Source organism: Paractinoplanes tereljensis (assembly GCF_016862435.1).
Taxonomy (GTDB): Bacteria; Actinomycetota; Actinomycetes; order Mycobacteriales; family Micromonosporaceae; genus Actinoplanes; species Actinoplanes tereljensis.
The window spans coordinates 45,457-59,784 of record NZ_BOMY01000044.1 but is presented as its reverse complement, the minus strand read 5'-3'; the positions used below and the strand labels follow the sequence as shown (position 1 = coordinate 59,784).

At 70.3% G+C, this 14,328-nt stretch carries 14 protein-coding genes; 4 read left to right on the top strand and 10 right to left on the bottom strand.

Going from position 1 to position 14,328, the window contains the following annotated elements:
* Positions 1–13: 13 nt before the first annotated feature.
* The 4 genes from Ate02nite_RS34640 to Ate02nite_RS34625 all read left to right on the top strand — a co-directional run bounded on the left by Ate02nite_RS34640 (position 14) and on the right by Ate02nite_RS34625 (position 4,925).
* Positions 14–1,321: a FliI/YscN family ATPase gene (locus Ate02nite_RS34640; RefSeq protein WP_203812114.1), complete on the top strand. Its 1,308-nt coding sequence runs from the start codon at positions 14–16 to the stop codon at positions 1,319–1,321.
* A gap of 118 nt (positions 1,322–1,439) precedes the next feature.
* Positions 1,440–1,886 (top strand): flagellar FliJ family protein, encoded by a 447-nt coding sequence (locus Ate02nite_RS34635; RefSeq protein ID WP_203812113.1) that lies wholly within the window; start codon positions 1,440–1,442, stop codon positions 1,884–1,886.
* Positions 1,887–1,890: 4 nt separating this feature from the next.
* A complete protein-coding gene (locus tag Ate02nite_RS34630) occupies positions 1,891–2,892 on the top strand; it encodes a transglycosylase SLT domain-containing protein (RefSeq protein WP_203812112.1) in 1,002 nt (333 codons plus the stop codon).
* Between the two features lie 35 nt (positions 2,893–2,927).
* Positions 2,928–4,925 (top strand): flagellar hook-length control protein FliK, encoded by a 1,998-nt coding sequence (locus Ate02nite_RS34625; RefSeq protein WP_203812111.1) that lies wholly within the window; start codon positions 2,928–2,930, stop codon positions 4,923–4,925.
* 62 nt (positions 4,926–4,987) lie between these two features.
* Here the strand turns inward: Ate02nite_RS34625 and Ate02nite_RS34620 are convergent, their stop codons facing one another.
* The 10 genes from Ate02nite_RS34620 to Ate02nite_RS34575 form a co-directional block, all read right to left on the bottom strand.
* Positions 4,988–5,227, bottom strand: coding sequence for a hypothetical protein (locus tag Ate02nite_RS34620; RefSeq protein ID WP_203812110.1), 240 nt, complete (start codon positions 5,225–5,227; stop codon positions 4,988–4,990).
* Entirely contained in the window at positions 5,224–6,813 is a 1,590-nt protein-coding gene (locus Ate02nite_RS34615) for a hypothetical protein (RefSeq protein WP_203812109.1), read from the bottom strand. The genes Ate02nite_RS34620 and Ate02nite_RS34615 overlap by 4 nt, the downstream gene beginning before the upstream one ends.
* Entirely contained in the window at positions 6,791–8,845 is a 2,055-nt protein-coding gene (locus tag Ate02nite_RS34610; RefSeq protein ID WP_203812108.1) for a flagellar biosynthesis protein FlhA, read from the bottom strand. Before Ate02nite_RS34610 ends, Ate02nite_RS34615 begins: the two co-directional genes overlap by 23 nt.
* A 94-nt stretch (positions 8,846–8,939) precedes the next feature.
* The gene (locus Ate02nite_RS34605; RefSeq protein ID WP_203812107.1) at positions 8,940–10,031 is read right to left on the bottom strand and encodes an EscU/YscU/HrcU family type III secretion system export apparatus switch protein; all 1,092 of its coding nucleotides are present in this window, start codon (positions 10,029–10,031) and stop codon (positions 8,940–8,942) included.
* An 11-nt stretch (positions 10,032–10,042) separates the two neighbouring features.
* Complete coding sequence (locus tag Ate02nite_RS34600) at positions 10,043–10,807, bottom strand: flagellar biosynthetic protein FliR (protein WP_203812106.1); 765 nt, start codon at positions 10,805–10,807, stop codon at positions 10,043–10,045.
* Positions 10,804–11,649: a flagellar type III secretion system pore protein FliP gene (fliP, locus tag Ate02nite_RS34595; protein WP_203812105.1), complete on the bottom strand. Its 846-nt coding sequence runs from the start codon at positions 11,647–11,649 to the stop codon at positions 10,804–10,806. The genes Ate02nite_RS34600 and fliP overlap by 4 nt, the downstream gene beginning before the upstream one ends.
* Before the next feature lie 3 nt (positions 11,650–11,652).
* Positions 11,653–12,036, bottom strand: a complete 384-nt coding sequence (locus Ate02nite_RS34590; protein ID WP_203812104.1) for a FliO/MopB family protein — start codon at positions 12,034–12,036, stop codon at positions 11,653–11,655.
* 5 nt (positions 12,037–12,041) lie between these two features.
* Positions 12,042–12,809 carry a flagellar motor switch protein FliN gene (gene fliN / locus Ate02nite_RS34585; RefSeq protein ID WP_203812103.1) on the bottom strand — a complete coding sequence of 256 codons (768 nt, stop codon included), beginning with the start codon at positions 12,807–12,809 and terminating at the stop codon, positions 12,042–12,044.
* Positions 12,806–13,753, bottom strand: a complete 948-nt coding sequence (locus Ate02nite_RS34580) for a flagellar motor switch protein FliM (protein WP_239147931.1) — start codon at positions 13,751–13,753, stop codon at positions 12,806–12,808. The genes fliN and Ate02nite_RS34580 overlap by 4 nt, the downstream gene beginning before the upstream one ends.
* 112 nt (positions 13,754–13,865) lie before the next feature.
* A complete protein-coding gene (locus Ate02nite_RS34575) occupies positions 13,866–14,321 on the bottom strand; it encodes a flagellar basal body-associated FliL family protein (protein WP_203812102.1) in 456 nt (151 codons plus the stop codon).
* Positions 14,322–14,328 lie beyond the last annotated feature (7 nt).

Below are 14,328 nucleotides of genomic sequence, written 5' to 3'. Positions count from 1 at the left end.
AGTGGGGTTTCCCATGACTGACCTGTTCCGGCAACGGATGTCGGCGGCGGTGACCGCGGCCAAACCGCTCACCCGAGGCCGGGTCACCGGCGCCGTCGGTCTGCGGGTCACCGTGAGTGGGCTGCAGGCCCGGGTGGGTGACCTGGTGCAGATGGGCGAGGGCCCGGAGGCGATCTTCGCGGAGGTGGCCGCGCTCGACGGCCAGCAGCTCTCCTGCCTGCCGCTCGGCCCGCTGACCGGGATCGGCGCCGGCACGCCGGTGACCAACACCGGCGCCCCGCTGCGGGTCGCGGTCGGCCCGGATCTGCGCGGCCGGATCCTGGACGGCCTGGGCCGGCCGATGGACGGCGGCCCGCCGTTGCGCGGCGAACTGGTCAGCATCGAGGCGGCGCCGCCATCGGCGATGGAACGGCAACTGGTCGACAAACCCATGCCCCTGGGGGTACGCGTGCTGGACACGCTCGTGCCCTGCGGGCGGGGGCAGCGGATCGGCATCTTCGCCGGTTCCGGCGTCGGTAAGTCCAGCCTGATGAGCATGATCACCCGGGGCACCTCGGCCGAGATCAACGTGGTCGCGCTGGTCGGTGAGCGCGGCCGGGAGGTGCGCGAGTTCATCGAGCACGACCTCGGCCCGGAAGGACTGGCCCGATCGGTCGTGGTGATCGCGACCTCGGACGCGGCACCGCTGGTGCGGTTGCGGGCCGGAGCGGTGGCCACCCGGATCGCCGAGTATTACCGGGATGACGGGCATGACGTGCTGCTGCTGATGGACAGCGTGACCCGGGCGGCCATGGCGCAGCGTGAGGTCGGCCTGTCGGTCGGCGAGCCACCGGCCACCCGGGGTTATCCGCCGTCGGTCTTCGCCATGCTCGCCTCGCTGCTGGAACGGGCCGGGCCCGGAGCCCGGGGCAGCATCACCGGCCTCTACACCGTGCTGGTGGAGGGCGACGACCACAACGAGCCGATCGCCGACGCGGCCCGCTCGATCCTCGACGGTCACGTGGTGCTCGACCGCAAACTGGCCACCGCCGGCCACTTCCCGGCGATCCAGGCGCTCGACTCGATCTCCCGGGTAGCCAACCGGATCACCTCGCGGGAGCAACGCGCCGACGCCACCGAGCTGCGCCGCCTGATGGCCGCCCACCGCGAGGTACGCGAGCTGGTCGAGATCGGCGCCTACGTGCCGGGCACCAACCCGGAGGCCGACCGCGCCAACGCCCTGTGGCCGGTCATCACCGCCTTCCTGCGCCAGGACATGGACGAACGGGTCAACCCGGTCGAATCCTGGGCCCAGCTGCACGCCCTGGTAACGGCGACTTGAGAGCCGGCGATTTCCAGCTCAGGTGCAGGTCGGGTGCAGCACTCAGCGAACGCGGAGTGAGGCCGATCCCTTCATATGAGGGAGTCCCGAACCGGACCACCGCTTGGAGGGCCCAACCTTGAAACGCATCTTCGGACTCGCACCCGTGCTCCGTGCCCGCAAGGCGCAGGAGGACGCCGCCCGTGGTGCCGTCAATCTGTCGCGCGCCGAGATTCGCGATGCCCAGGCTCTGGTGAAACGCCGCAACCTTCAGCTGGTCGGCGCCGAGGCACCGAGCGAGGGCACGGCCCGGGCCATGGTCGCCTCGCTTGTCGCCCGCCAGTCGCTGGCCGCCAGCCTGTTCGACGCGCAGCGCATGGTGACCGACGCCGAGGAGGTCGAGCGGGAGCGGGTCGCCATCCTCGCCGACGCCGCCAAGCGCCGCCGGGCCGTCGAGATGATGGCCGAGCGGCACGCCGAGCTCGTTCGCGCCCACGACCTGCGGACCGACCAGGCGACGCTGGACGAGCTGGCCACCACTTCCAAGGCGCGTAACGCCGCTCGCGGCCTGACCGACGGGAGCTAAGAGCATGAGCCTGGGTGTCAGTGGAGTTCTCTCCCGCATTCAGCAGCTGCAGAGCCAGCTCGGCCTCACCCCGCTCACCACCGACCCGGCCTCGGCCGGCACGGTGACCACCAAGAAGGGCCCGACCGGCGACGCGAGCTTCGCCTCGATGCTCACCGACGCGACCGGCGCCCCGGTGCCGGCCATCGGCGGTGGCACCTCCGGCGACGACGTGGTGGCCGCGGCCAAGAAGTACCTCGGCACCCCGTACGTCTTCGGCAGCACCAACCCCGACAAGGGCCTGGACTGCTCCGGCCTGGTCCAGCGCGCCTACGCCGACCTGGGCATCCAGCTCCCCCGCAACTCCTGGCAGCAGGCCAAGGCGGGCGAGCCGGTGGCCGGCCTGGCCGAGGCGAAGCCGGGTGACATCCTGGCTTTCGACTCCCCGGTCGACCACGTCGGCATCTACCTCGGCGACAACAAGATGATCGCGGCGCCGAAGCCGGGCGACCACGTCAAGATCCAGAAGGTGTGGGAGACGCCCACCCAGATCCGTCGCGTGGTCACCGACTCGGCCTCGGTCGCCGCCCAGAACATGGCCGCGGTCCGCCCGGCCGCCCTCTCCGGCAACAGCGCGCTGGCCGGCGTTCCGTACGGCGATCTGTTCGTCAAGGCCGGCGCCAAGTACGGCGTCTCGCCGAAGCTGCTCGCCGCGGTCGCCAAGGTCGAATCCGGCTACAACCCGGAGGCGGTCAGCAAGGTCGGCGCCCGCGGACTGATGCAGCTCATGCCGTCCACCGCCAGGGGACTCGGCGTCGACAACGCGTTCGATCCCGAGCAGGCCATCTTCGGCGGGGCCAAGCTGCTCGCCCGCAACCTGCGCGAGTTCAAGTCAGTGCCGCTGGCGCTGGCCGCCTACAACGCGGGTGGCGGCGCGGTGAAGAAGTACGACGGCATCCCGCCGTTCGCTGAGACCCAGGCGTACGTGCCGAAGGTCCAGAAGGCCCTCGCCGCCCTCGGCGGCTGATCTCCGACCGCCCCGACCTGATCAGGGAGAGCCGCATGAAAACGCCGAGTTCCGTCACCGGTTCGGACCGCACCACCGCGGCGGACATCGCACGCCGGACGAACGGCAAGCGCGGGGACGGGGGCGACGAGTTCGGCTCGGCGCTCTCGGCCGAGCTGGGCCGGCCCGATCCCGAGGAGGACGCCGGCGCGACGAGGCGGACCACCGACCGCGACGCCGCCGACCGCGCCACCGCGACGGCCGAGCGGGCGGCCGCCCAGCGTGCCGACCGGGCCGAGGCCGACCGCGCCGCCGCCAGCCGGGCCTCGCTCGACCGCGCGGCCGCCAACCGAGCCCGCACCGACGACCGCACCGCCGCCGATCGGGCCGCAGCCACCCGGACCGCCGCCGACCGGGCCGCGGTCACCCGCACTGCCGCCGACCGGGCCGCCGACGACCGCGGTGCCCAGCAACGGGATGCCGCAGCCCGGGCCGCCGACGACCGCGCCGCCGCCGACCGCCCCGATGCCAGCCGACGACCGGCCGACGACGGGGCTCGGACCGACCGGAGCCGGACCGACAAGAGCCGGCCGGACCAGGACCAGGACCAGGTCACCGCGTCGACCGAGGACAGGGTGGACGCCAAGACCGACACCGGCCCGGCCGAGAAGCCGGCCGACGCGAAGGACACCGCCAAGACCGACGACGCGAAGGCAGCCGACGCCAAACCGGCCGACCCGACCGCGACCCCGACCGCCGACGCCGCGCAGGCCGCCGCCGCCCAGCCGAGTCCGGCCACCGCCGCGATGGCCGGTCAGCTCGCCGCGACGCCGGTGCCGCAAGCACCGGCGCAGACTGCGGCCGACCCGGGCGCCACGACCCCGGCCACCGGGGTTTCCGCGGTCGGTGGCGCCTCGCCCGCCGCCGGACCGAACGCGGCCGCCGCCACGCCGGCTGTGGGTACCGCCACGCCGGCGGCCGGGCCGCAGGAGACCGTCACGAACACCCCGGCCGAGGCCGCCGCGCTGCCGGCCGGGACCCTACGGGACGCCTCCGGCAAGCCAATTACCAGCGGAAAAACGCCGACCGGCCCGACCGTACCGGCCGCTCCGGCGGCCGAGCTCAGCAAGGCCGGGGTGACCGGCACCGCCACCCAGCCGACCGCGCCGGCCACTCCGGGCCAGCAGCCGCCGGCCACCGCGGCCGTCCCGAACCCGGCCGCCGCGGCTCTCCCCACGCCACCGGCCCCGGCCACTCCCGCCCCGGCCGACGCCGCCGCGCAGGCCGCCGCCACGGCACCGGCCGTACCCACCGCACCGGTCGCGGAGCAGTCCCAGCCGCCCGTTCCCGCCGCCCCGGCCGCCGACGCCACGCCGGCCCCCGACGCCGGCGCGCAGCCGCCACCCGCCGCGCCCACCGGCACCGCACCCGACCGGGCCGGTCCGGATGCGGCGACCGCCCTACCGACCGGTATGCCGCCGGCCCCGGCCGCGACACCCGGACTCGCCCCCGACGGGACGGCTACGGCCGGCGTACTCGGTCAGGCTGGTCTCGCCGGAGTCTCCGGACCGCAACCCACCGCCCCGGCCGCCCCGGCGGCCGGCACCCCGCCGCCACCCAGTCCGCAGGCACCGATGCCGCCCGCCGCCGCCCAGGTGGCGATGCGGATCGCGCCGCTACGGCTGGAGGCCGACGGCATTCACCGGCTGACCGTGCACCTGCACCCGGCCGACCTCGGCCCGGTCCAGGTGGTGGCCGAGATCCGCAATGGAGACATCAACCTGCAGCTCACCGGCACCACCGACGCGGGCAACGACGCACTGCGCAACGCGCTGGGCGACCTGCGCCGCGAGCTGGAGGACGCGGGCTTCGGCAACTGCAACCTCGACCTGCGGCAGGGCACCGCCCAGCAGGAGCAGCGGCAGCAGTTCTCGGCACCGGGTTACCCGGGCGGCCGCCGGGACAACGGCCCGGCCACTCCCGAGGCTCCGGCCGAGCCCGCCCGGACGACCCCGCGCGCACCCGGCAGCAGCCGGCTCGACATCCACGCATAAATAGATGGATAGAACGAGACGCCGGTGGACACCCTTGGTGTCCACCGGCGTCGTCGTTCTCGTCAGGCCGTTTTCTCGGCGTCCATCGGGCTGGGCGTGACAGCGGTGGCTTCCCCACCATCGCCGTTTCGTCCGTAGCCCGCCGTGACGAACCGCAGTGCGGCCAGAAGCAGTGCCGCGATCGGCACCGCGATGATGAATCTGATCAGCACGTCGGTGAGGTCCAGCTGGTCGAGCACGTACCGGTACAGTGCCGGTGCGCTGATCACGAATGCGAACAGCAGGACCGACGGACGGATCATGGCCGCACCGTGCGGGACGCCCGCCGAGGCGGAGCGGCCACCGGCATCACGTCGGTCGCGATCCGCGCGCAGAGCATGGCGGCCCAGGCGTGCGGAGTGGCCGGCTTACCGTCCAGCGAGAAGATCGGCAGTTCCAGGCCGAGTACCGAGGCCGGGTCCTGGGTGAGCTCCACGCCGTGCACCACAAGCGCCTCGACCTCGCCGAGAGTGCGCAGGTGGCGTGCCGTGTCGGCGGTCTTGCGGGTGGCGTCGACGATCGCCCAGACCGCGGTGGCCCCGATCGCGTCGCACATCTCGTTGACCCAGAGCGGGTCGGTGCCACCCACCGGTGCGTCGAGCACCACGACCCACGCCTGCTCGGCGTTGTGCAGCTTGTCCACTCGCGACTCGGCCGCTTCGCGGCCCGGGATCAGCCGGGACGAGTGCAGGCCGGTGCCGGCGGTCGACGTCGCGGCGAGGAGAAGGTGATTCTCCGGTACGCCGATCTGGTCGAGCAGGTGCCGCGCGATCGGTACGCCGAGGTTGATGTCCCCGGCCAGCACCAGGATCTCGCCCGGCCCGTCCGGGATCCCCGGCGCCGAGGGCCGCGCGGCCAGCACGCTGAGCACCCCTGCGTACGTGTCGGCTCCGGTGATCCGGCTGGCCATCGATTCCGGCATGCCGACCGACACCAGGTTGCGGATCACCGGGTCGCTGTCGGCCGGAGCCGCCACCGGTGGTGGTGTCGCCGCGATCGGCTTCAGCCCGAACGCCGCGGCCGCCGAGGTCGCCGGTGTCTCGATCGGCTCCTCGATCACCGGCTCGTCCACCTCGACCGCACTGGCCCCGAGGCCACCGATCCGCTCGGCCAGAGTCGGCTGAGCGTGCTCCGCGGGCTGGGCGTGCTGCGCGACGTGTACCGGTTCGGCGGCCGGAGCCGGCGGCGCGGACACGACCGGAACGGTCGCCTTCGGTGGATGCGGATGATTCACCGGGGCCTCCGTGGTCGCGGCCGGCCGGAACGGACGCACCGTCGGTGTGTCCTCGCCGCGCAGCGGCACCCCCGCCTTCGGCCGGGGCGGATTTCGTTCGAAGTCCGGCAGCGGCGCGTGCCCGGTGGAGTCCAGGCCGGCCATCAGTTCGGCGAAGGCCGCATTGGTGTCGCTGTGCGCGGCACCCCGGCCCTCGTCGGCACCGAAGTTGTCGTCCTCGACCGGGCTTGGTGCCGCAGCCGGCCGGGCTTGAGCGGCCGGCCGGGAGAACGTCGTCTCGCCCGGTCGAACCTGGCCGAAGGTCGCCGGCGTTACCGTCCGAGCCGCCGGGCGGGCCGGCTCGTCCAGTCGATCCTGCGATTCGGCGCGTTCCAGCAGTCGTTCCAGTGTGTGGCCGTTGTCCGAGGTCGGTCGTTTCGCCATCTCATTCCTGTCCTCGTTCGGGTCCGGAACCTCCACGGAAAGCTCGTAATGCTGCTTCGCGAAGAACCCCCCGACGCCGCCACTGCGGACCTTGTCGGCGGAAATGATCCGGACACCGGAGCCGTACTCATCACGTACCTGAGCCAGCAGTGGCTCGATGGCCGGTCCCTCAAGCAGCACCCGCGTAGGCACCGTTCACCACCCCTATCGTTTCGATCTGTGCTGTGGAACCAGAGATTTCGCCGTACGACAGCACCTGCACCCGGCGTGAGCCGGCGCGCAGCAGGCGCATCAGAGGAAGCCGCAGCTGTGGCGAGCATGCGAGCACGGGCGAGAGGCCCTGTTGCTCGGCGGTCTCGGCCAGGCGAGCGGCCTCGCTGACGATCGCCTCGGCACGCAAACCGTCGATCGCCATGAAGGCTCCCGTCTCGCTTGGCCGCAACGATTCGAGCAGTTGTTGCTCGAGCATGGGATCGAGGGTGATCACCGTGAGCCGGTTCGCCGTGACGTACTGGGCGGCGATGGCCGGGCCGAGCGCGGCCCGGGCCGCCTCGATCAGGCTGTCCTGGTCGGCGGAGATCTTCGCTCTCAGCGAGAGCGCCTCGAAGATTCGGACCAGGTCGCGGATGGCCACGCCCTCGTCCAGCATTCCTTGCAGCACCTTCTGGATCTGACCGAGGCTCAACACGGCCGGGGTCAGTTCCTCCACGACGACCGGGTGCGTCCGCTTCACCATCTCGGTCAGCGCCCGGACGTCCTCGCGGCCGAGCAATCGGCTCGCGTTGCTGCGCACCACTTCGGCCAGGTGCGTGATGATCACGCTGGCCCGGTCCACCACCGTCGCTCCGGAGAGCTCGGCCTGGTAGTGCAGTTCGGCCGGCACCCACTTGCCGGGCAGGCCGAAGACTGGTTCGACACCGGCGCGGCCGGGCAGGCCGTGCAGCCCGTCGCCGATCGCCAGCACGGTGCCGGGTGGGGCTTCGCCGGTGCCGGCGTCGACCCCGGAGATCCGGATCGCGTACGAGGAGAGCGGCAGGTCCAGGTCGTCCCGGGTGCGCACCGGCGGCATGATCACGCCGAGCTCCATGGCCATCTTGCGGCGCAGGGCGCGCACCCGGTCGAGCAGGTCGCCGCTGCTGGTGTCGACGAGGTCGACGAGGTCGGGCGAGAGGGCGAGCTCGAGCGGGTCGACCCGCATCTCGCCGAGCAGCTGTTCCGGCGAGTCGGGGGCCGGCATGTCGACCGCCTCGGCGGCCGCGGCCTTCGCGGCGATCTCGTCCTCCGGCTCCGGCTCCTTGACCCGCTGCGCGATCACCAGCACGATCACGCCGACGATCAGGAACGGGACCTTGGGCAGGCCGGGGATGACGCAGAGGGCGAGCGCGGCGCCGCCGGCGATGCGCAGGGCGAGCTTGTTCTGACCGAGCTGGGCGGTCACGCTGGTGCCCATGTCGCCGGAGGTCGCCGAGCGGGTCACGATCAGACCGGTGGCCACCGAGAGCAGCAGGGCCGGCACCTGGGAGACCAGGCCGTCGCCGACACTCAGCAGGCTGTAGTGGTTCATCGCGTCGGCGGCCGACATGCCCTGCTGGATCAGGCCCACGGCGAAACCGCCGACCAGGTTGATCACGGTGATGATGACCGCCGCGATCGCGTCGCCCTTGACGAACTTGGAGCCACCGTCCATGGCGCCGTAGAACTCGGCCTCGGCGCCCACCTCGGCGCGGCGCTTCTTGGCCTGGTCCTCGTCGATCAGGCCGGCGTTGAGGTCGGCGTCGATCGCCATCTGCTTACCGGGCATGGCGTCGAGGGTGAACCGGGCGCCGACCTCGGCGACCCGCTCGGCACCCTTGGTCACCACGACCATCTGCACGATCACCAGGATCATGAAGATGACCAGGCCGATGACCAGGTTGCCACCGACCACGAAGCTGCCGAACGCGTGGATCACCTTGCCGGCGTCACCGTCGCGGAGCACCAGCCGGGTGGCGCTGATGTTGAGGGCGAGCCGGAACAGCGTGGCCACCAGGAGCAGTGCCGGGAAAACCGCGAAGTCCAACGGCTTCTGTACGAACATGCTGGTGAGAAGGATGAGCAGGGCGGCCGTGATGTTCAGCGCGATCAACAGGTCGAGCAGGAACGTCGGCAACGGGACGACCATCATGATGATGATGCCGATTACCCCGATGGGTACGGCCAGTCGACTGAGGTTGCGGCTTTTCACGGCACCTTCCCGGGCACAGGGTGTACCTCACCCCTCACGCAGAGAGTCTCCCTCGTACGAGTGGTGCATGTGAGGAAATCTCCTAAATTTTCGGTTATGCGGCTGTTGAGGTGGAATTGGGGTTGCGGTGCAGGCCTGCCGCCGATCCACGCGCCTTCAGACTCATCACGAACGCCAGCACCTTGGCTACCGCGCCGTAGAAGTCGGCCGGGATCTCCGCGCCGACCTCGCAGCCGGCGTACAACGACCGGGCCAGCGGCACGTCCTGGACCAGCGGAACCCGGTGCTCGGTGGCCAGTTCACGGATCTTGGTGGCAAGCGGGCCCTGGCCCTTGGCGACCACTCGCGGCGCGCCCTTGGTCGGCTCGTACCGCAGCGCCACGGCCACGTGCGTCGGGTTGACCATCACGACGTCGGCCATCGGCACGTCGGCCATCTGCCGGTTGCGGGCCATCGCCATCTGCCGGGCCCGGATCTGGGCCTTGACCATCGGGTCGCCCTCGGCGTTCTTGTTCTCCTGCTTGACCTCTTCCTTCGTCATCCGCAGCTGCTTGTTGGTGCGGCGGCGAACCACGAAGTAGTCGGCGGCGGCCATCACGATGCCGGCCACCGAGGCGGCCCGGATCAGCCCGATGGTGGCGTCCTTGACCGCTGCCACCAGCGAGCCGAGCTGCAGCTGGCCGGCGGTCATCAGGATCGGGATCTGGTCCTTGGTCGTGGTGTACAGCACGGCGGCCAGCACGCCCGTCTTGATCAGGGCTTTGACCGCTTCCCAGAGGGCCTGCGGCCCGAGCATCTTCTTGATGCCGGGCAGCGGGTTGAGCCGGTTGAACTTCGGGATGAACAGCTTGGTCGCGATCCGGATGCCGCCCTGCGCGCCGGCCGACACGATGCCGACCAGCATCAGGGTGAGCGACAGCGGCAGCACCGCCCAGGCGATGCCGAACCCCGCGTCCTTGAGCATGATCAGGGCCAGGGCCGGTTCCGGCCGGTCGATCACCTCGGGTATCCGGGAGACCAGCTCCTCGGCGTGGTCCATCGCGGTGCCGAGCGTCCGGGGCAGCATGATGCTGGCGGCCAACATGCCGAACCAGGCGCCGATGTCCTGCGTACGACCGATCTGGCCTTCGCGTTTGGCCTTTTTCAGCTTTTGTGGGGTTGGTTGTTCGGTCTTCTCACCGGACACGGGTCACCTCCTCAGCCACCCGTCAACTTCAGGACGGCGGTGACCGACTCCTCGACCAGGTGCTCGATGATCGTCGGCAGCGTGGTGATCGACAGTCCGGAGAGCAGCAACAGGACGAAGATCTTGGCGGGGAACCCGAGCTGGAACGCGTTGAGTGCGGGCGCGACCCGGTTGAGCAGGCCGAACGCCACGTCGGTGAGGAACAGGACGATGATCAGCGGACCGGCGATCTGGATGGCCGCCAGGAACAGCTCGCCAACGCCCTTGAGCAGCAGCTGACTGAACGTGGCCAGGTCGAAGTTCAGGTTCAGCGGCATGGTCCGGAACGACTGCAGGAACCCGCGCAGGATCATCTGATGACCCCCGGTGGCGAACAGGATGGTGACCGCCACCAGGTTGTAGAACCGGCCGAACACCGAGCTCTGGTTCATCGACAGCGGGTCGTAGCCCATCGCCAGGGTGAAACCACCGAAGAGGTCGAGCAGGTCACCGGCGGCCTGGAGGGCGGCGAAGATCATCGCCACCAGGAAGCCGAGCGAGGCGCCCACGAAGACCTGCAGGGCCGCGCTGACGACGATGTCGGCGGTCTCCAGGCTGGGAATCGTGCCGCGCAGGTACGGCGCCATCGGCAGGGTGAGACCGACCGAGAGCAGCGCCTTGACCGTGCCGGGGATGAACCGGGAGTTGAACGGCGGGCAGATCATCAGGAACGCCCCGGTCCGGGCCGAGCCCAGCATGATCGCGAGAAGATCCGCGATCGGGATGTTCCAGTTCATCGGTAGGACGCCACCAACGCCGTGAGGATCAACCCCCATCCGTTGACCATCACGAACAGCAGGAGTTTGAACGGCAGCGAGATGGTCACCGGCGGCAGCATCATCATGCCCAGCGACATCAGGGAGGCGGAGACCACCATGTCGATCAGCAGGAACGGGATGAAGATGACGAAGCCGATGATGAACGCGGCCCGCAGCTCGGACAGCACGAACGCCGGGATCAGCGTGGTCAGCTCGACGTCGTCCTTGTTCCGCGGCTTGTCCGAACCGGACAGCTTGATCATGAGACCGACCTCGTCCTCACGGGTGGTCTTCCACATGAATTCGCGCAACGGCTTGATGCCGGCGTCGAACGCCTGCGACTGGGTCTTCTCGCCCTTGAGGTAGGGCTGCACGCCCTGCTCGTTCATGGCCGAAACGGTCGGTCCCATGATGAACAGGCTCAGGAACAGGGCCAGGCCGGCCAGCACCTGGTTGGGCGGCATGCTGGTCAGGCCGAGCGCGTTACGGGTGATCCCGAGAACCATGAAGACCTTGGTGAAACACGTGCAGAGCAGCAGCAGGGCCGGGGCCACCGAGAGCACGGTAAGGGCCAGCATGATCACCAGCGACGAGGCCGGTTTACTGCCGTCCGGGTTGGTCCCGTTGACGTTGAAGTTGATGCTGGGGGGCGACGGCGGCGCCGGTGCCTGCGGGACCCGATCCGGCATCGCGACGGTCACCACCGCCGGGGCCATCGCCGGGGCCCTCGGCGCCGGTCTTGGCTCGGCGGACGCGGCGCCGGGCAGCAGCACCAGCGCCAGGCCGACCGTGGCGAGCAGAAACAGGATCGCGCGTCGCATGGCTTATCGCCTCGATGTCCGGTCGCGGATCGTTTCCAGGAGGGTTCGGTCCAGCCGGTTCGCGCCCGGCCCGGCCGGATGGACGGCCGGCAGATCGCCCGGTTCGAGCGGGACGTGCTCCTCGTGCTCGGGCTTCTCGAAGGCGGCGACGTCGGCCTCGCCGAGGAAGTTCACCTGCGCCTCGGTGACCCCGATGATGATCGCGCGATCGGCCACCCGCACCACGGCCACCTCCGCGTTGCGGTTGATCTGCTGCCGGTTGAGAACGGCGAGCGCGCCGTGCGCCCGGCGGGCACTCAGCGGCCGGCGTACCAACCGCGCCACGGCCCACATCAGACCGAGGACGACCAGCAGCGAGAAGCCGATCCGCAGGACGAGCTCGAGCAAGGCCGTTACTCCCGCTCGGTGCCCGGTGCGACGATCTCGGTGATCCGGATGCCGAAGTTCTCATCCACCACGACCACCTCGCCCCGGGCGATCAGCCGGCCGTTGACGAGCAGGTCGGCCGGGCTACCGGCGGCCCGGTCGAGTTCGACGATCGCGCCCGGGTTGAGCGAGAGCAGTTCGCGCACGCTCATCCGGGTGCGGCCGAGCTCGGCCGAGACCTCCATCTCGACGTCGTGCAGCATGTCCAGGCCGCCGCGGGTGAGTGCCGCTCCCGCGGCCGGCGGCGCCGACGCCCGGGTGGCCACGTCCATCTGGCCCGGTTCCTCGCTGGGCCAGGGGCTCAGCGCGAGAGCCAGCACCGCGCGTACTTCCTCGCCCTCGACCAGCGGGACGACCACCGCGTCTTCCTTGGTGGCCAGCGCGCTCAGCGCGACGCCCGGCTCCATCACCTGCCCGGGGTCGAGGACCACCGGTCCGAAGACCCGGGCCGCCGCCTCCAGGGCCGGCCGGACCGCGGCGGTCAGATCGAGCTCGCCGAGCGGGCTCTCCTTGAGCGCGTCCGCGAGATCCTGGCCGACCACGACGACGACCTCACCGCTTGCCGCACCGCTGAACTTGGCGGTGACCGCCTGGCCGTCGATGACGGTGTCCGCCGAGGCGGCAACCGGGGCGGCGACGCTGAGCGCGCGGCTGGTGGGCAGGACGGCAAGAGCGGCTTCGGCGGCGTTCCGGGCGAGCGCGAGCTGCGGCGCGGTGATGGTGGGCGCGGTCATGGGCGGCCTGACTCCTTGGACGACTCCTTGGGCGGCGGCACCACGAGACAGGCGAGCCGGGCGCCCTGATTACCGGGAACTGCGTGAGCGAAAACGGTCTCGTTGACGGTCACCTCGAGGGGCCGGCTGGTGGCGTGACCCAGCGGCACTACGTCACCTGGACGTAAGTCCACGATGTCATCGGTACGCATACGAATGGGCTGGAATCGGACCGCAACGTCGATCGGAGCCGAGAAAAGGCCGGCCGTGAGGTTGCGCAGCGCCAGGTTCTTGCTCGCCCGCTCCTTGTCGCTGAGCACCACGGCCTCGGTGCGGGACAGCACCGGCAGGATCATGTTGAACGGCATGCAGATACTGGCCAGGCATTCCTCGGCGCCGATCTTCAGGTCGAAGGTGGCGACCACGCAGGCATCACCGGGCGCGTGCGCACGCAGGAACTGGGCGTTGTACTCGATCTCCTTGAGCTTCGGCTGGATGGCGACCAGCGCCTCGAAGCCGTACCTCAACTCGCCCAGCATGCGCTCCAGCAACCCGCGCAGCAGTGGCATCTCGACCTCGGTGAGCGGGCGCTCCGGCTGAGGTCCGCCGGGGCCGCCGAGCATGTGGTCGATCGCGGTCATCACGGCCGAGGAGGACATCTCCATCAGGGCCGTGCCGTCCAGCGGATCGAGGCCGACCACCGCGATCACGGTGGGATTGGAGAGCGACGCGACGTACTCGTCGTAGTTGAGCTGCTCGATGGCGGCGAGGGTGACGCTGCTGACCACGCGCAGACGGGTGGTCAGCAGGGTGCCGCAGCTACGGGCGTACGTCTCGAACGCGGTCTGCAGCGTGCGGACGTGGTCCCGGGAGAGCTTGACGGGCCGGCGGAAGTCGTACGCCGTGGGCCCCCCACTCTGCCCACGACGCGACATCTTGCCCGGGGATCGTGTTCCGGAGGTCACGTCGTCCCCATCGGCTCACTTCCTGAACCGCTGAGCGTGAGGGCCGTATTTAGCCGTAAATCGACGAATGGGCGGGATCACCGGAGTGATCCCGCCCGTCCGCCTCAGTGGATTACTGGGTCACGAAGGCCGTGTAGTAGATGCCCATGACCATTTCCTTCTTGTCCTCGGTGTAAGCCTTCACGATCTTCTTGAGCAGGTCTTCCTTGATCGCCTCGCGGCCCTTCTCGGTCTCCAACTCGGCGATGGTCTTGCCGGTGTACTCGTCGATCGCCAGCTCGATCGCCTCGCTGGTGTCGACCTCCTCGGTGCCGGCGTCGGTGGTCTGCTGCAGGGCGAACTGGAGCTTGAGGTAGTGACTGTCGGCCAGGTTGATGGTCAGAGCGTCGTCGATCGCGGTGACCGAGCCCTTCTCCGGCGCCTTCGCCTCGGCCGAGCCGCCCTTCAGCATGAAGAACGCGCCGGCCCCACCACCGATCAGCACCACTGCGGCGATCACAATGATCATGAGCATCTTCTTGGACTTCTTCGGCGCCTCAGCGGCGCTTTCCTTGTTCTCGTCAGCCATTGGAATC